This is a genomic window from Klebsiella sp. JN_Kp127, from assembly GCF_040062505.1.
GTDB classification, from domain to species: domain Bacteria; phylum Pseudomonadota; class Gammaproteobacteria; order Enterobacterales; family Enterobacteriaceae; genus Klebsiella; species Klebsiella quasipneumoniae.
Genome location: NZ_JBEAHS010000040.1, coordinates 1 through 17,770, shown reverse-complemented (window position 1 = coordinate 17,770; position 17,770 = coordinate 1). Strand labels below are relative to the sequence as shown.

The following is a 17,770-nucleotide window of genomic DNA, read 5'->3' as shown; positions in this document are numbered from 1 at the left end:
CGTGGAAAATTAACTTTAGCGGGAAAGGCAGGATTTGACTATTGGCGTGTGATGCAGGAATCAAAAAAAGAAACCCCGCCGGAGAGGCGGGGTTTTACGAACAACAAGAAGAATAAATTACTCTTCTTTTGCACCGCGCATTGCGCGTTTACGGTCGTTCTCGGTCAGGTGACGTTTACGGATACGGATAGAGGTCGGAGTGACTTCTACCAGTTCGTCGTCATCGATGAACTCCAGAGCCTGCTCCAGGGTCATCTTAACCGGCGGAACCAGAACCGTGGCTTCGTCAGTACCGGACGCACGCATGTTGGTCAGTTTCTTACCGGTCAGGCAGTTTACCGTCAGGTCGTTAGAACGGCTGTGAATACCGATGATCTGGCCTTCGTAAACTTCCGCACCGTGACCGAGGAACAGCTTACCGCGATCCTGCAGACCGAACAGGGCGAACGCTACCGCTTTACCCTGACCGTTGGAGATCAGCACGCCGTTGTTACGCTGGCCCACTTCGCCCGGACGAACGTCGTCGTAGTGGCTGAAGGTGGAGTACAGCAGACCGGTACCGGAGGTCATGGTCATGAACTCTGAACGGAAGCCGATCAGACCGCGGCTTGGGATCACGTAGTCGAGACGTACGCGGCCTTTTCCGTCCGGATTCATGTTTTTCAGGTCGCCTTTACGCTCGCCCAGCGCCTGCATAACAGAACCCTGGTGCTGCTCTTCGACGTCCAGCGTCACGTTCTCGAACGGCTCTTGTTTACGGCCGTCGATTTCACGGAAGATAACTTTCGGACGGGAAACCGCCATCTCGAAACCTTCACGACGCATGTTTTCAATCAGAACGGACAGGTGCAGTTCACCACGGCCGGAAACGCGGAACGCATCAGCGTCTTCGGTTTCTTCAACGCGCAGCGCCACGTTGTGCACCAGCTCTTTGTTCAGGCGGTCCAGAATCTGGCGAGAGGTAACGAACTTACCTTCTTTACCGCAGAACGGAGAGGTGTTGACGTTGAAGAACATGGAAACGGTCGGTTCATCGACGGACAGGGCCGGCAGCGCTTCGACATTCTGCGGGTCGCAGATGGTGTCGGAGATGTTCAGCTCGCCCAGACCGGTGATCGCGATGATGTCGCCAGCTTCAGCTACGTCGCTCTCGATACGCTCAAGACCCAGGTGGGTCAGTACTTTACCGACTTTACCGTTACGGGTTTTGCCTTCGCTATCGATGATAGTGACCTGCTGGTTCGGCTTCACTTTACCGCGTTTGATGCGGCCGATGCCGATGACGCCAACGTAGTTGTTGTAGTCCAGCTGGGAGATCTGCATCTGCAGCGGACCGTCAAGGTCAACGTCCGGCGCCGGCACGCGATCGACAATCGCCTGGTACAGCGGGGTCATGTCTTCAGCCATGTCTTCGTGGTCCAGACCCGCGATACCGTTCAGCGCGGACGCGTAAACGATCGGGAAGTCCAGCTGTTCGTCGGTCGCGTCGAGGTTAACGAACAGGTCGAACACCTGATCGACAACCCAGTCCGGACGCGCGCCCGGGCGGTCAACTTTGTTGATGACCACGATCGGCTTCAGACCGTGGGCAAAAGCTTTTTTGGTCACGAAGCGCGTTTGCGGCATCGGGCCATCAAAGGCATCTACCACCAGCAGCACAGAGTCAACCATGGACATAACACGCTCAACTTCACCTCCGAAGTCGGCGTGCCCTGGGGTATCAACGATGTTGATACGGTAATCATTCCATTTGATTGCGGTGTTTTTCGCGAGGATGGTAATCCCACGCTCTTTCTCCAAATCGTTGGAGTCCATCACACGTTCTTGTGCTTCAGTACGTGCGTCGAACGTACCGGATTGCTGTAGCAGCTTGTCAACCAGGGTAGTTTTACCATGGTCAACGTGCGCGATGATGGCGATATTACGCAGATTTTCGATCACAACTTTGCCTCAGGCATTAGAAATAGCGCGTTATTGTACACGTATTAAGCGAAGGACTGAACAGGATCACAAACATCCTCCGCAAACAAGTATTGCAGAGTTTCTTTGTGACCGCTTTCACGGAGCGATAAAAGGGCACCGTAACAAAAATTGCACCAAAATGGTGCTCAATGTTCACACTGAGGCACTATTTTGGTGCATTATCTCCATCATGGTGCAGTCCTTTTGCACTATGGTGCGCATGATACAGCGTTTTATAGGGCATTTAAAAGTTGGCACAGATTTCGCTTTATATTTTTTAAGGCAACAACGCCACTTTTAAGCAGTATGAAGTTTTCGTTACCACGACGACAATGACCAATCCGGGAGAGTTTAAGTATGTCCGCTGAACACGTTTTGACGATGCTGAACGAGCACGAAGTGAAGTTTGTCGATCTGCGCTTCACCGATACCAAAGGTAAAGAACAGCACGTCACGATTCCGTCTCATCAGGTAAATGCCGAATTCTTCGAAGAAGGCAAAATGTTTGATGGCTCCTCGATTGGTGGCTGGAAAGGTATCAACGAATCTGACATGGTCCTGATGCCGGACGCTTCCACCGCGGTCATTGACCCGTTCTACGAAGAACCGACCCTGATCATCCGCTGCGATATCCTCGAGCCAGGCACCCTGCAGGGCTATGACCGTGACCCGCGCTCCATCGCGAAACGCGCTGAAGAGTACCTGCGCGCCACCGGCATCGCTGACACCGTCCTGTTTGGGCCAGAACCAGAATTCTTCCTGTTCGACGACATCCGTTTCGGCGCCTCTATCTCCGGCTCCCATGTCGCGATCGATGACATCGAAGGTGCGTGGAACTCCTCCACCAAATACGAAGGCGGTAACAAAGGTCACCGTCCGGGCGTGAAAGGGGGTTACTTCCCGGTTCCGCCAGTAGACTCTTCTCAGGATATCCGTTCCACCATGTGTATGATCATGGAAGAGATGGGCCTGGTTGTTGAAGCTCACCACCACGAAGTGGCTACCGCAGGTCAGAACGAAGTGGCAACCCGCTTCAACACCATGACCAAAAAAGCGGACGAAATTCAGATTTACAAATACGTTGTTCACAACGTCGCTCACCGCTTTGGTAAAACCGCGACCTTTATGCCGAAACCGATGTTCGGCGACAACGGCTCCGGCATGCACTGCCATATGTCTCTGGCGAAGAACGGCACCAACCTGTTCTCCGGCGACAAATACGCAGGTCTGTCTGAGCAGGCGCTGTTCTACATCGGCGGCGTAATCAAACACGCTAAAGCCATCAACGCCCTGGCGAACCCGACCACCAACTCCTACAAGCGTCTGGTCCCGGGTTACGAAGCGCCGGTTATGCTGGCTTACTCTGCCCGTAACCGCTCTGCCTCCATCCGTATTCCGGTGGTGACCTCTCCGAAAGCGCGTCGTATCGAAGTGCGCTTCCCGGACCCGGCTGCCAACCCGTACCTGTGCTTTGCGGCGCTGCTGATGGCTGGCCTCGATGGTATCAAGAACAAAATCCATCCGGGCGAAGCAATGGACAAAAACCTGTACGACCTGCCGCCGGAAGAAGCGAAAGAGATCCCGCAGGTTGCCGGTTCTCTGGAAGAAGCCCTGCAGGCCCTGGATGCTGACCGCGAGTTCCTGACAGCTGGCGGCGTATTCACTAATGACGCTATCGATGCTTACATCGCCCTGCGTCTGGAAGAGAACGACCGCGTACGCATGACTCCGCATCCGGTTGAGTTCGAACTGTACTACAGCGTCTAATTTTGCTGTAAATCCAGGGTATGTCGTGTTGTGGCGCGGGATGCCCGGGATATTTTGTTGCCGTGGAAACTTTCAGCCCATCTCAGGATGGGCTTTTTTCTCCACCAACACGCTGATCTCGCGAGCTTTTTACCGATAAAAAGCTATACTGCACTAAATTGGTGCACTCTTTTTCAGGAGACTGTCGAATGGCAACAGGCACACTGCCCGATGCTGGGCAGATCCTTAACTCTCTTATCAACAGTATCTTACTGGTCGATGACGACCTGGCGGTGCACTTTGCCAATCCTGCGGCCCAGCAGCTGCTGGCGCAGAGTTCGCGCAAACTGTTTGGCACCCCGTTACCTGAGCTGTTGAGCTATTTCTCATTGAATATCGGGCTGATGCAGGAGAGTCTGCAGGCGGGCCAGGGTTTTACCGATAACGAAGTGACGCTGGTTATCGATGGCCGCTCGCATATCCTGTCGCTGACCGCCCAGCGGCTGCCGGAAGGCTTTATTCTGCTGGAAATGGCGCCGATGGATAACCAGCGCCGCCTGAGCCAGGAGCAGCTGCAGCACGCGCAGCAGGTCGCCGCCCGCGATCTGGTCCGCGGCCTGGCGCACGAGATTAAAAACCCGTTAGGCGGCCTGCGCGGCGCGGCACAGCTGCTCAGCAAAGCCCTGCCCGACCCGGCGCTAACGGAATATACCAAAGTGATCATCGAGCAGGCCGACCGGCTGAGAAATCTGGTCGATCGCCTGCTCGGGCCACAGCATCCGGGCATGCACGTTACCGAAAGCATCCACAAGGTCGCCGAACGGGTAGTGAAACTGGTCTCGATGGAGTTGCCGGACAACGTGAAGTTGATCCGTGATTACGACCCCAGCCTACCGGAACTCCCCCACGACCCGGATCAAATTGAACAGGTGTTGCTGAACATCGTCCGTAATGCGCTGCAGGCGCTGGGGCCGGAAGGGGGCGAAATTGTTCTCCGTACCCGGACCGCTTTCCAGCTCACGCTGCACGGGGTGCGTTATCGCCTCGCCGCCCGTATTGACGTCGAAGATAATGGCCCGGGTATTCCGCCCCAGCTCCAGGATACGTTGTTTTATCCGATGGTCAGCGGCCGCGAAGGCGGTACCGGCCTGGGCTTATCTATCGCCCGCAGCCTTATCGATCAGCACTCCGGCAAAATTGAATTCACCAGCTGGCCGGGTCATACCGAATTTTCGGTATACCTGCCTATTCGGAAGTAGAGGTGTTTATGCAACGAGGGATAGCCTGGATCGTTGATGACGATAGCTCCATCCGCTGGGTGCTTGAACGCGCGCTCACCGGAGCCGGCTTGAGCTGCACAACGTTCGAAAGCGGCAATGAGGTGCTAGATGCCCTCACCACCAAAACCCCGGATGTACTGCTGTCAGATATCCGTATGCCGGGAATGGATGGCCTGGCGCTGCTCAAACAGATTAAGCAGCGTCATCCAATGCTTCCGGTCATCATAATGACCGCGCATTCCGATCTGGACGCCGCGGTCAGCGCTTATCAACAAGGCGCGTTTGATTATCTGCCCAAACCTTTTGATATCGATGAAGCCGTCGCCCTCGTCGACCGGGCGATTAGCCACTATCAGGAGCAGCAGCAGCCGCGAAATGCGCCGATAAGCAGCCCCACCGCCGATATCATTGGCGAGGCGCCGGCCATGCAGGATGTCTTTCGCATTATTGGCCGTCTGTCGCGCTCATCCATCAGCGTGCTGATCAATGGCGAATCCGGTACCGGTAAAGAGCTTGTCGCTCATGCCCTGCATCGTCATAGCCCGCGCTCAAAAGCGCCATTTATCGCGCTGAATATGGCGGCGATCCCCAAGGACCTGATCGAATCGGAACTGTTTGGGCATGAAAAAGGGGCCTTTACCGGCGCCAATACCGTCCGTCAGGGTCGCTTTGAACAGGCTGACGGCGGCACGCTGTTCCTGGATGAAATTGGCGATATGCCGCTGGATGTCCAGACTCGCCTGCTGCGCGTTCTGGCGGATGGCCAGTTTTATCGCGTGGGCGGTTACGCGCCGGTGAAGGTCGATGTGCGGATCATCGCCGCCACCCACCAGAATCTGGAGCAGCGGGTACAGGAGGGGAAATTCCGTGAAGATTTATTCCACCGCCTGAACGTGATCCGGGTGCATTTGCCGCCGCTGCGCGAGCGTCGGGAAGATATTCCTCGTCTGGCCCGCCATTTTCTGCAGATTGCCGCCCGCGAGCTAGGTGTTGAAGCCAAACAGCTGCATCCGGAAACGGAGACAGCGCTGACCCGCCTGGCGTGGCCGGGCAACGTTCGCCAGCTGGAAAACACCTGTCGCTGGCTCACCGTCATGGCCGCCGGCCAGGAGGTGCTGACGCAGGATCTGCCGAGCGAACTGTTTGAGACCACCATTCCTGATAGCCCGACGCAGATGCAGCCAGACAGCTGGGCGACGCTGCTGGGTCAGTGGGCCGATCGGGCGCTGCGCTCTGGTCATCAAAACCTGCTCTCAGAAGCGCAACCCGAAATGGAACGCACGCTGCTGACAACCGCCCTGCGTCATACTCAAGGACATAAACAGGAGGCTGCGCGCCTGCTGGGATGGGGTCGTAATACCCTGACGCGTAAGCTAAAAGAGTTGGGTATGGAGTAGGGTTTAACGGCGTGATGAAAAATAGCCGATCAGCGCAAAGTGCTGCTATTTTGTACTTTACTGTTCCGATGAGTTGAGTATGATCGTGCCCGGCATTAGGGGAGAGCATCATGTTTGAATCACTGGTGAGTATGATATCGAGCGGCGCCGCTGCGAGTCACACGCCGCAAACGGCAGTCGCTGCCGTGCTGTGCGCTGCGCTGGTCGGGCTGTTCAGCTAATTGTTCCCCCTCTCCTGCGGGAGAGGGGGAAAACATTAAATCACCCGTGAGAACTGCTGCATCCGAGCCTTTTGCCGGAGATAGGCATCAAAGCACATGCAGATGTTGCGGATCAGCAGGCGGCCTTTCGCCGTTACCTGGATAGCCTTACTCTCCACCACCACCAGCCCGTCATGCGCCAGCGGCGCCAGCAGTTTCAGGTCCTCGGCAAAATAAGTCTGAAAATCCATGGCCCACTGCGCTTCGACGGCATCAATATCCAGACGGAAGTTACAGATCAACGCCTTAATCACGTCGCGACGCAAACAGTCGTCACGGGTTAACGCGATCCCGCGCCACAGGGCGTTCCCTTGCTCTGCCACCTGCTGGTAGTACTGCTTCAGCTCTTTTTGGTTCTGAGCGTAGCTGTCGCCAATCATGCTGATCGCAGACACGCCCATCCCCAGCAAATCGGTATCGCCCTGAGTGGTGTAGCCCTGGAAATTGCGGTGCAGTACGCCGTGACGTTGCGCGACCGCTAATTCATCATCAGGACGCGCGAAGTGGTCCATGCCGATAAACTGATAGCCCGCCGCCGTCAGCGAGCCGATGGTCTCCTGGAGGATCTCCAGCTTCTGTTCAGCGGAGGGCAGATCGGCATCTTTAATTTTGCGCTGTGCGGCAAAGAGCGTGGGCAGATGCGCGTAGTTAAACACGCTCAGGCGGTCAGGGTTGAGCTCGGCGACCTTTTGCAGGGTGAAGGCAAAGCTCTCCGGCGTTTGCTTCGGCAGGCCGTAGATGAGGTCGATATTGGTCGAAGTAAATCCAATCTCCCGCGCATGGCGAAGCAAGTCAAAGATGAACGCTTCGTCCTGCTCGCGGTTAACCAGACGCTGAACCTCTTTATTGAAGTCCTGCACGCCCATACTCAGGCGGTTGAAACCCTCAGCGCGTAAATGATCGAGGACATCCAGCTCGATTTCACGCGGATCGACCTCGATAGAGATCTCGGCTTCGGCGCTGAAATGAAAATGGGTACGCAACAGATCCATCAGGCGACTGATTTGCGCCTTATTGAGATAGGTCGGCGTGCCGCCTCCCCAGTGCAGTTGCTTAACCTGACGGTTGGCAAACAGCGGCGCGCGGTGGATGATCTCCTGTTCAAGGAGATCGAGATACTGATCGGCCTTATGCTGCTGGCGGGTGACGATCTTATTGCAGCCGCAGAAATAACACAGCTTATGGCAAAACGGGATATGCACATACAGCGACAGGGGGCGCTGTGGGTAACGGGCCACAGCGGCATCGAATTCCGCCGCGCCGAATTGTGGTGAAAACTCCAGCGCGGTGGGATACGAGGTATAGCGCGGCCCGGAATAGTTATATTTCTGGATCAGGGCCAGATCCCAGTCGATTATCTGCTCAGACATGCTCACTCCTTCCGATGGTGCCGCCGACGGGTACGCCGTCCCGGCCCCACCGCACCGCGGGTCATGAGCCGGTTGCGCAGCCATTTCTGACGCCGCGACAACCGTCGTAGTTTAACGAATAACCACAGCAGATAACATATAACCAGAAGGGTTATAAGCAGTACCGGGGATCCGATGGGATGCAAATGTTAGTTTCCACCCTTCAGCAGACGCATCATATCTTCCTGACGCTCTTCCTCTTCTTCATCTTCGTCATCGTAAGAGAGGCCGAGCTGCTGCATCAGCTCATCAATACGATCCAGTTTGGCATCCACCCAGCTCTGCTCTTCAGCATTCAGGGTACCGCCCTCTTCCAGACGTTCCAGCAGCGCGTCCAGGCGCTCATCATTCTCCAGCAACTCCAGCTCAGCCTGCGGTGAAAGCATAGGTTTCTCGCTCTTTGGTTTATGCTGCTTGGGAGCTGGAGCGCTGCTTTCGCTCACGCCCAGCGGGATTGGTTTTTTGCTGCCCACGCGCGGATCTTGCGCCTGGCGCTGTTTTTTACCCGCTGAAGCCGCATCGCCGCCGTTCGCGCGACTTCCTGCCGCGTGGCCACGATGTTTCTTCTGCCGTTTGCGATCGCGAGCTTCCTGATTTAACTCTTCACGCGACTTGCGGCCGGATTTGCCACGGGTGGCGGATGTCGGTTTTTTCATGGTGTGTAATCTTCAGACAGTATTATTCAGTATAGAATTGAGGCGGAATCTAGCAGAAAGCAAGCAAAGAAAAAAGGCGACAGATTACTCTGTCGCCTTTTTCCTCACTGACCACCCTTAACGGGCTCTTCTTTCCCTGTTCGCTAACGACTTACCCTGTCTTTCCCTTAGCGTCCAACGGTCCCTGTTTCTTCCTTTTCCCTTTGAAACGTTTCCAAAACGCGTGTCATCCTGACAATCCTGTGGTCTTCGCCTCCTGGCGCTTCCTGACCCCTCGTCCTGAGTCCTCATCCTTTTCAGCATCCTCGCCGTTGTGTATTACTTTACCGTGTTGACAAAAATCGACAACCAGTCTGGCCGTTAAAAATCTACTTTCAGATTTCTCTATTTTTATAATTTATTTAGTTTCATATGGTTATGATTTATTGGCCTTATTTTTCTCAGGCATGTCCTATACGAAGAATAGCCAATGTCTCACAAAGTGAAGGGTTTTTACTTACAGAACCGGCGTGCGGTAAAAACAGCCTTTTTCTGCTGTTCAGGTATAATCCCTGCCATAGCCTGTTTTAACGGAGACGACCGTCTTGACCAACTGGAATTATCAACTGACGCACTTTGTCACCAGCGCGCCAGATATCCGCCATCTTCCTGCCGATACTGGTATTGAAGTGGCATTCGCCGGCCGCTCCAATGCGGGAAAATCCAGCGCACTGAATACGCTGACCAACCAGAAAAGCCTGGCGCGGACCTCCAAAACGCCCGGACGTACACAGCTGATTAACCTGTTCGAAGTTGCCGAAGGCAAACGCCTGGTCGACCTGCCCGGCTATGGTTATGCGCAAGTCCCGGAAGAGATGAAGATCAAGTGGCAGCGCGCGCTGGGAGAATACCTGGAAAAACGTCTGTGCCTGAAGGGCCTGGTGGTTCTGATGGACATTCGCCACCCGCTTAAAGATCTCGATCAGCAGATGATCCAATGGGCGGTAGAAAGCGATATTCAGGTGCTGGTGCTGCTGACCAAAGCCGATAAGCTCGCCAGCGGCGCGCGTAAAGCGCAAGTGAATATGGTGCGTGAAGCGGTACTGGCCTTCAATGGCGATGTCCAGGTTGAACCCTTCTCCTCGCTGAAAAAATCTGGCGTGGATAAGCTGCGACAGAAGCTGGATAGCTGGTTTAACGAAATCCCGCCGCAGGAAGAAGAGCGCGCCGCAGACGAGTAATCGTCACGAACAGCCGGATAAGAGCGTACCGCGCCTTATCCGGGTTCCTCTTCAGAATCAAGCACAAGCGTGTCCTGTCCCTTTGCCACTTTTCTTTCGCGCAATAAAAAACGCCCCGGTCATAAATGACCGGGGCGGCTAAAATATTCAGCCAAATCCGATTACGTGAAGTAAAAGGTCTGAAAGATAGAACATCTTACCTCTGTACCCTACGCGAATAACTCTACTCTTCTTTCGCTCACGGATAAAGCATTTTTTGTAGTTTTTTTTCACTATTTACATAGCAAATTCAAATGATCCTCACAAAACTCTATAAGTTATGTTGCTTACTTACAGAAAATCGCGTTGCGCTTTGTATACTTAGTGCGCTTGATCCCAGTTTTCTCCGCTGCCCACTTCCACCAGCAACGGTACCGCCAGCGTAGTGCTGTTCTCCATCAGTTCGTGGATCTTTTTCGATACGGCATCAAGCTCATCTTTATGCACTTCAAAGACCAGTTCATCGTGAACCTGCATGATCATCCGCACGCGAGGCTTCTCGCTGCGCAGCCATTCATCAACGGCAATCATCGCCCGCTTGATGATATCCGCAGCCGTCCCCTGCATCGGGGCGTTAATCGCCGCACGTTCCGCACCGGCGCGACGAGCGCCATTGCTGGACTTGATATCCGGCAAATAGAGTCGACGACCATCAAGCGTTTCAACATAACCTTGCTCCTTCGCCTGTGCGCGGGTGCGCTCCATATACTCCAGCACGCCCGGATAACGCTCGAAATAAAGATCCATGTACTTCTGCGCTTCTTTACGCGGGATGTTCAGCTGGCGGGCCAGGCCAAAGGCGCTCATGCCATAGATCAGACCGAAGTTGATAGCTTTCGCACTGCGCCGCTGTTCGCTGCTGACGCTGTCCAGCGGTAAGCCAAACACTTCAGCCGCCGTCGCCCGGTGAATATCCTTCCCTTCCGCGAAGGCGGTCAGCAGGCCTTTATCCCGCGACAGGTGCGCCATAATGCGCAGCTCGATTTGCGAGTAGTCCGCCGAGACAATGACGTAATCTTCCGGCGCGATAAACGCCTGGCGAATACGGCGCCCTTCTTCGTTACGCACCGGAATGTTTTGCAGGTTTGGATCGGTAGACGACAAACGGCCAGTGGCGGTAACCGCCTGATGATAGGAGGTATGCACGCGGCCCGTTTTGGGGTTAATCATCAGCGGCAGCTTATCGGTATAGGTCGACTTCAGCTTCGCCAGCCCACGGTACTCCAGAATCACTTTCGGCAACGGGTAATCGAGCGCCAGCTCTTCCAGTACCTCTTCAGAGGTTGACGGCGCGCCGCCCGGCGTCTTCTTCAGCGGTTTGATACCCTGTTTTTCAAACAGGATCGTTTGCAGCTGTTTGGTGGAGGAGAGATTAAACGCTTCCCCGGCGATCTCATGCGCCCGCTGCTCCAGCTCAACCAGGCGCTGGGCAATTTCCTGCGAGTGCGCATGCAGCACGGCGGGGTCGATTTTAACGCCATTGCGCTCAACGCGAGACAGCACCGGCACCAGCGGCATTTCAATGTGCTGGAAGATATTCAGCGGACCTTCATGCTGCTGCAGCTTCGGCCACATTTTCAGATGCAACTGAAGCGTGACGTCGGCGTCTTCCGCCGCGTAGCGACCAGCCTCTTCCAGCGCAATCTGGTTAAAGGTGAGCTGATTCTTACCCTTGCCAGCGATCTCTTCGAAGGTAATCGTTTTATGCTTCAGCCAGCGGTCGGAAAGACTGTCCATATCGTGGCGGCCCGCCACGCTGTCGAGAATGTAAGATTCCAGCATGGTATCGAACGCAATCCCGCGCAGCTCAATGTCGTAATTAGCCAAAATGCCGCGATCGTATTTGAGATTTTGCCCAACCTTGAGCAGCTTCTCATCCTCCAGCAGCGGTTTAAGCAGCGCCAGCACGCGCTCGCGCGGGATCTGGTCCGGCGCATCAAGGTAATCATGCGCTACCGGGACATAGGCGGCCACGCCCGGCTCAACAGCGAATGAAAGGCCGACCATGTTGGCGGAGATGTTATCCAGGCTGTCGGTTTCCGTATCAAAGGCAAAGAGCGGCGCCTGCTTCAGCTTATCGATCCAGGTGAGCAGCGTGGCCTCATCAAGGATAGTGACATAGTGCTCTGCTGAAAGTGCAGTAGCGGCTTCAACCTCTTCTTCGGCTTCTGCCGCTGCTGCAGGCACTGCAGGTTTCGCAGCCGGTTTGCCCCCCTTCGCCTGCAGCCATTTCCCGGCTTCAACGTCGGTGGTCCAGCGCTTAAACTCATACTGTCTGAACAGCGCCAGCAGATCGTCTGCAGCCGGCGGCTGCACCTCAAGCTCTTCACAAGTGAGCTCCAGCTCGACGTCGGTTTTGATGGTCGCCAGCTGATAAGAGAGATAAGCCACCTCCTTGTTCTGCTCCAGCTTCGCCGCCATCGTTTTCGCGCCGCGGAAGCTCAGTTCAGCGATTTTCTCCGGTTCCGCATACAGCGTATCGAGGCCGCCAAGGCCTTGCAGCAGCGCCTGGGCTGTCTTTTCGCCCACGCCCGGCACGCCAGGAATGTTATCCGAGGAGTCGCCCATCAGCGCCAGGAAATCAATAATCAGCTCCGGCGGGACGCCGTATTTGGTAACCACCTCATCCGGCCCGAGGATAGTGTTGGTCATGGTATTGATCAGGGTGATCCCCGGCGTCACCAGCTGGGCCATGTCTTTATCGCCGGTACTGATCAGCACCGGACGTCCGGCCCTTTCCGCTTCCCGCGCCAGGGTGCCAATCACATCGTCAGCTTCGACGCCCGGGACCGCCATCAGCGGCAGCCCCATCGCTTTCACCATCTTATGCAACGGCTCAATCTGCGCGCGCAGATCGTCCGGCATCGGCGGGCGATGAGATTTGTAATGTTCGAACAATTCATCACGGAAGGTTTTCCCTTTCGCATCAAAGACCACGACGGCATGAGTCGGTTGATACTGCAGAATCAAACTGCGCAGCATATTCAGTACGCCGTACATAGCCCCGGTGGGCTCCCCTGCGCTGTTAGTCAGCGGCGGAAACGCATGATACGCCCGATAAAGATAGGAGGAGCCGTCAACGAGGATGAGAGGGTTTTCTGGGATCTGAACCATAATTTCCGTGCCTGTTTATCAGATTATGGATAAAGGATGCCACAGACGGGCATGAAATCCTGAATTTTTCCCGCATTTCGCGGAAAAGATTCAACGATCGTCGCGATCGCGCGACAACTTAGCTTGTGGATAACTTTGTGCATAGTTTTACAACGTCAGCTTATCCGCCCCGGGAAATAAATGAATAAATAGTATTAATTAATATTTATCAATCACTTAAAAACGGATCAACGATCCTGGCATTAATTTGATGACCTAATCTTCCATGTGGATAGAAGATCCTTGTTTTTTTCTGTTCTGGTAAGACCCGTCATTTGCCGCGTTTTCTGGTAAAATCAGCCCCTTGCGCAGCTTAAAGGCGCTCTTTGTCAGCCTAACTTTCTGAATAAACTAACTATGTCGAGATTACTCGCTGCGATAACACTTCCGCTGAGTATCGCCTTAACCATCTTAGTCACCGTTATCTGCTCTGTACCGATCATCGTCGCCGGGCTGATTAAACTGCTGGTCCCCATTCCAGCGGTATGGCGCTCTATATCCGTTTTTTGCAATTTTATGATGTACTGCTGGTGCGAAGGGCTGGCGCTGCTGTTGCATCTCAATCCCTGGCTAAAATGGGACGTCCAGGGTCTGGAAGGCCTGAACAAAAAGAACTGGTATCTGCTGATCAGCAACCACCACAGCTGGGCAGATATCGTGGTGCTGTGCGTACTGTTCCGCAAGCATATTCCGATGAATAAGTACTTCCTTAAACAACAGCTGGCGTGGGTACCGTTCATCGGTCTCGCCTGCTGGGCGCTGGATATGCCTTTTATGCGCCGCTATTCGCGTAGCTATCTTATTCGTCACCCGGAACGCCGTGGTAAAGATGTCGAAACCACCCGCCGTTCATGTGAGAAATTCCGCTCACATCCGACGACTATCGTCAATTTCGTGGAAGGCTCGCGTTTTACCGACGCAAAAAAGCGCGAGACGCGCTCCCCTTACCACAATCTTTTACCACCGAAAGCGGCAGGTATTGCCATGGCGCTCAATGTTCTCGGTTCGCAGTTCGATAAACTGCTGAACGTTACGCTGTGCTACCCGGAAAATAATGCAAGGCCGTTTTACGACATGTTAAGCGGCCGACTGACGCGCATTGTGGTTCGTATCAATCTGGTACCGATTGGCGAGGAGCTACACGGCGATTACGTCAACGATAAGAACTTTAAGCGTGGCTTCCAGCGCTGGCTGAATGGGCTGTGGGAAGAGAAAGACCGTCAGTTAACTGACATCATGCGGGACAAAGAAAGGACGCCACGGTAAAGCAGATAGAGTAACGCCGGTCAGTGACCGGCGTTTTTTTTATTTCTTCTCAACCAGCTGCTTCACGGTATCCGCATACTGAGCGACGAAGACATCCATATTGCTGGTGTCCATCCCCTGCGGGTTCAGCTGGTACTTACCATTGACGTACATAGCCGGTACCCCCTGCAGCTGCAGATCGGCTGCCGCTTTCTCCTGCTGAGCGACCAGAGATTTCACCACGAAGCTGTTCCATGCGGCATCGTAGTCTTCCCCTTTCACGCCAGCGTCGACGAACACTTTACGAATGTCAGCCAGGCTCTGCACGGTCTGGTTTTTCTGCACCGCTTCGAACATCGGCGCCGTAATTTTATCTTCAACGCCCAGCGCGATGGCAACAGCCCATGCCTGCGTCAGCTCCTTGCCCAGCGGCCCCAGGAACTCGACGTGGTATTTGGTCATTTTGGTGCCTTCTGGCAGTTTCTGGCGCACGCTGTCAGAGACATGCAGCACTTCTTCAAACTGATAGCAGTGCGGGCAGTAGAATGAAAAGAACTCAAGCACCTGTGGCTCGCCAGCAACCGGCTTATCAAGGGTGATGTACTGCTTGCCGTCGGTGATCTGGGCAGCGGATGCACTAAAAGCCAGAATCATACCAGCCAGCGCCAGCCAAACTTTTTTCATGATTTACTCTCTCCTGGATATATCACATTAATACATTGGCGTTAACTGAAGCGGGGGTTCCTGTAGAACCTTCACCTGCTCGAGAAAAGTAGACGTCTGCCCTCGCCAGTAATCCTCCCCGGTTAACCAGGGGAAATTAACCGGGAAAGCCGGATCGTCCCAGCGTCTGAGCAACCACGCCAGATAATAAACCAGTCGCATGGCGCGTAAAGGTTCGATAAGCGCGATTTCATCGCTGTTAAAGGGGCTGAATTCCTCATAGGCCTCGACGATGGTCTCCAGCTGCATACGCTGTTCAGCCTTATCGCCGTTGAGCAGCATCCACAGATCCTGAATCGCCGGGCCGGTTCGCGCATCGTCTAAGTCAACAAACAGCGGCCCATCGCGCCAGAGGATATTGCCTGCATGGCAGTCACCATGCAGGCGCAAAGTAGTCCCGCCGCCGTGCCATTGGGTCATGACGGCAGCGATGAGTTTATCGGTCGCCTTCAGGAAATCGGCCTTCAGGCCTGACGGGATAAGCGTCGACTGTTCAAATACCTGGCGCGGTTCCAGCAGATACTCCTGCACGCCAATCTCCGGACGCACAGAAAAGCGCTGTTTGCGCCCGGTCTGGTGCAGGCGCCCAAGATAACGGCCAACCCACTCCATCTGATCAAGGTTATCCGCCTCGAACTGTCGGCCGCCAAGGCTTGGGAAAACGGCAAAATAAAATCCCTGATGCTGATGAAGCGTACTGTCGTTAAATAACAGCGGCGCAGCAACGGGCACTTCATCTTCTACAAGCTGAAGCGCAAACTGGTGTTCTTCAAGGATCTGCGCTGCCGACCAGCGCTCAGGACGATAGAACTTCACCACATAGCGATGACGCTCTTCGTCCTGGAACTGATAAACGCGGTTCTCATAGCTGTTCAGCGGGGTAAGACCGGAGTCCACCCGCATACCCAGATCGAATAATCCATCGATAATGGTATCCGGGCGAAGCGTCTGAAAAGTAAAAGCCTTATCGTGCATCCTGACATCCGATAATCGTACGAATAGTTCAGGATATCATCTCATTGCGCTTTACGCGGCAGCGCTTACAACCTTTTACTCTTTTATTACGCCGCGGGCGCGCAACAGCGCGGTTTTAAAGTCCTCTTCATAATCCTTCTGAATACCCGGGATGACAGCATCTTTTGAAGAGTCACGCATCTTCAGGTGATAGATCAGAATATCGTCGGAAAGATCGCTCAGTTCGCCATCATAGCCGGCCTCTTTCGCCAGCTTCTGCAAAAATTGCATCAGGTTCAGTTCAGGCTCTTTCTGCCAGGCGGGCTGGAGGAGTTCAATTACTTCATTCAGACGTTTACATTTCATGGTCATGCTCCTTACTCTTGATAGGGACAAGTTAACAGGGTCAATCCCACAATGAAAGAGGCGATATTCATATGCAAAGCGAGGCGATAACCGGCGTCGTGCTGGCGGGCGGCAGGGCCACGCGAATGGGCGGCATTGATAAAGGATTACAGTTGCTCAATGGACGTCCTCTCTGGCGACACGTCGCGGAGGCATTAGCTCCGCAGGTAGATGAGTTAGTGATTAGCGCCAACCGTCACCTTACGCAGTGGCAAGCCAGTGGATATCCGGTGTTTCGTGATACGCAGGCGGGGTACCCGGGTCCTTTAGCCGGTATGCTTGCTGTGATGCAGCAGGTCGCGAGTCCATGGTTTGTTTTTTGCCCCTGCGACACGCCCTTCATTCCGTCATTTTTAGTTGAGCGCTTTATCCAGCAAAAAAGCGCTGCGCCGGTGGTTTGGGCCCATGACGGCGAACGGGATCATCCCGCCGTTGCGCTGGCGCATCGGCAAATTATTCCGCATCTGGAGGCCTATCTTGCCAGCGGCGAACGCCGGGTAATGGTGTTCATGCGCCAGATGGGCGGCCATCCGGTTAGCTTCAGCGAGGTAAAATCGGCTTTTATGAATGTGAATACGCTCGAGGATTTGCAACGTATGCAGGAGCCATCATGATCCCGCTATTAGCGATTGCCGCCTGGAGCGGTACAGGGAAAACGACATTATTAAAGCGTCTCATTCCTGAGCTGTGCGCTCAAGGATTACGCCCTGGTCTGATCAAGCATACCCATCATGATATGGACGTGGATAAGCCGGGCAAAGATAGCTATGAATTGCGCAAGGCGGGCGCTGCGCAAACCATTGTCGCCAGCGAACAGCGGTGGGCGCTGATGACCGAAACACCCGAGAAGCCGGAATTAGATCTCACATGGCTGGTCAGTCGAATGGATGCCAGCAGACTGGACCTTGTTTTGGTCGAGGGTTTCAAGCATGAAGCAGTGCCTAAGATCCTGCTTTTTCGGCAAAACAGCGGCCATCGTGTGGAAGAGTTAACGATGGATGATCATACGATCGCCGTGGCCAGCGATGTATCGATCGCGACCTCACTTCCGCTGTTGGATTTAAATAATATTCCGCAGATTGCGACATTTATTGTCGGCTGGTTAGCGAAGCAGTAGCAGGACTTCAGGCGATATTTTTCCCTAAGTCGGTGCTGCATATCTTGTCCGCGCCACAGGGGCGTAGCCCCATGTCAGATCCGTAGCCCCGGTAAGCGCAGCGCCACCGGGGAGGCGTACCGGCACCCTCCCCGGAGGACAAAAACGCAAAAAAGCTCAGTCTTTCGACTGAGCTTTCTGCTTTATTTGATGCCTGGCAGTTCC

General features: G+C 54.4%; 15 protein-coding genes. 8 read left to right on the top strand and 7 right to left on the bottom strand.

The genetic code is table 11. The features are described from left to right. Positions 1-117: 117 nt before the first annotated feature. Positions 118-1,941 carry a ribosome-dependent GTPase TypA gene (gene typA, locus ABLV04_RS15110; protein ID WP_023291496.1) on the bottom strand — a complete coding sequence of 608 codons (1,824 nt, stop codon included), beginning with the start codon at positions 1,939-1,941 and terminating at the stop codon, positions 118-120. A gap of 378 nt (positions 1,942-2,319) precedes the next feature. Between typA and glnA the strand changes: the two genes are divergently transcribed. From glnA to ABLV04_RS15090, 4 genes are all read left to right on the top strand, one after another. Next, positions 2,320-3,729, top strand: a complete 1,410-nt coding sequence (gene glnA / locus ABLV04_RS15105; protein ID WP_004203622.1) for a glutamate--ammonia ligase — start codon at positions 2,320-2,322, stop codon at positions 3,727-3,729. A gap of 188 nt (positions 3,730-3,917) precedes the next feature. Beyond that, entirely contained in the window at positions 3,918-4,967 is a 1,050-nt protein-coding gene (gene glnL, locus ABLV04_RS15100; protein WP_004203621.1) for a nitrogen regulation protein NR(II), read from the top strand. Between the two features lie 8 nt (positions 4,968-4,975). Continuing rightward, on the top strand, positions 4,976-6,385 hold the full coding sequence (gene glnG / locus ABLV04_RS15095) for a nitrogen regulation protein NR(I) (RefSeq protein WP_002882749.1): 1,410 nt from the start codon (positions 4,976-4,978) through the stop codon (positions 6,383-6,385). Positions 6,386-6,495: 110 nt separating this feature from the next. Beyond that, positions 6,496-6,606, top strand: coding sequence for a YshB family small membrane protein (locus ABLV04_RS15090; RefSeq protein ID WP_004152951.1), 111 nt, complete (start codon positions 6,496-6,498; stop codon positions 6,604-6,606). 35 nt (positions 6,607-6,641) lie between these two features. On the opposite strand, the gene hemN is transcribed toward ABLV04_RS15090, so the two are convergent. After that, positions 6,642-8,015: an oxygen-independent coproporphyrinogen III oxidase gene (hemN, locus tag ABLV04_RS15085; RefSeq protein ID WP_110238354.1), complete on the bottom strand. Its 1,374-nt coding sequence runs from the start codon at positions 8,013-8,015 to the stop codon at positions 6,642-6,644. 188 nt (positions 8,016-8,203) lie between these two features. Next, positions 8,204-8,710: a Der GTPase-activating protein YihI gene (yihI, locus tag ABLV04_RS15080; protein ID WP_002882743.1), complete on the bottom strand. Its 507-nt coding sequence runs from the start codon at positions 8,708-8,710 to the stop codon at positions 8,204-8,206. A 584-nt stretch (positions 8,711-9,294) separates the two neighbouring features. Here yihI and yihA point away from each other — a divergent pair. Then, positions 9,295-9,930 carry a ribosome biogenesis GTP-binding protein YihA/YsxC gene (gene yihA / locus ABLV04_RS15075; protein ID WP_023291493.1) on the top strand — a complete coding sequence of 212 codons (636 nt, stop codon included), beginning with the start codon at positions 9,295-9,297 and terminating at the stop codon, positions 9,928-9,930. Positions 9,931-10,290: 360 nt separating this feature from the next. Here yihA and polA read toward each other — a convergent pair whose 3' ends face one another. After that, positions 10,291-13,083 (bottom strand): DNA polymerase I, encoded by a 2,793-nt coding sequence (gene polA / locus ABLV04_RS15070; RefSeq protein ID WP_048296380.1) that lies wholly within the window; start codon positions 13,081-13,083, stop codon positions 10,291-10,293. Between the two features lie 396 nt (positions 13,084-13,479). Here polA and ABLV04_RS15065 point away from each other — a divergent pair, with 396 nt between their 5' ends. Further along, positions 13,480-14,388 (top strand): acyltransferase, encoded by a 909-nt coding sequence (locus ABLV04_RS15065; protein ID WP_023291491.1) that lies wholly within the window; start codon positions 13,480-13,482, stop codon positions 14,386-14,388. Positions 14,389-14,427: 39 nt separating this feature from the next. Here the strand turns inward: ABLV04_RS15065 and dsbA are convergent, their stop codons facing one another. The 3 genes from dsbA to ABLV04_RS15050 form a co-directional block, all read right to left on the bottom strand. After that, positions 14,428-15,051: a thiol:disulfide interchange protein DsbA gene (gene dsbA, locus ABLV04_RS15060; RefSeq protein ID WP_004203613.1), complete on the bottom strand. Its 624-nt coding sequence runs from the start codon at positions 15,049-15,051 to the stop codon at positions 14,428-14,430. 27 nt (positions 15,052-15,078) lie between these two features. Next, a complete protein-coding gene (locus ABLV04_RS15055; RefSeq protein ID WP_023291490.1) occupies positions 15,079-16,065 on the bottom strand; it encodes a serine/threonine protein kinase in 987 nt (328 codons plus the stop codon). Positions 16,066-16,140: 75 nt separating this feature from the next. Next, on the bottom strand, positions 16,141-16,410 hold the full coding sequence (locus ABLV04_RS15050; protein WP_002882612.1) for a YihD family protein: 270 nt from the start codon (positions 16,408-16,410) through the stop codon (positions 16,141-16,143). A 71-nt stretch (positions 16,411-16,481) separates the two neighbouring features. Between ABLV04_RS15050 and mobA the strand changes: the two genes are divergently transcribed. Then, the gene (gene mobA / locus ABLV04_RS15045) at positions 16,482-17,063 is read left to right on the top strand and encodes a molybdenum cofactor guanylyltransferase MobA (RefSeq protein WP_023291489.1); all 582 of its coding nucleotides are present in this window, start codon (positions 16,482-16,484) and stop codon (positions 17,061-17,063) included. Next, positions 17,060-17,566 carry a molybdopterin-guanine dinucleotide biosynthesis protein MobB gene (gene mobB, locus ABLV04_RS15040; RefSeq protein WP_023291488.1) on the top strand — a complete coding sequence of 169 codons (507 nt, stop codon included), beginning with the start codon at positions 17,060-17,062 and terminating at the stop codon, positions 17,564-17,566. The genes mobA and mobB overlap by 4 nt, the downstream gene beginning before the upstream one ends. Positions 17,567-17,770 lie beyond the last annotated feature (204 nt).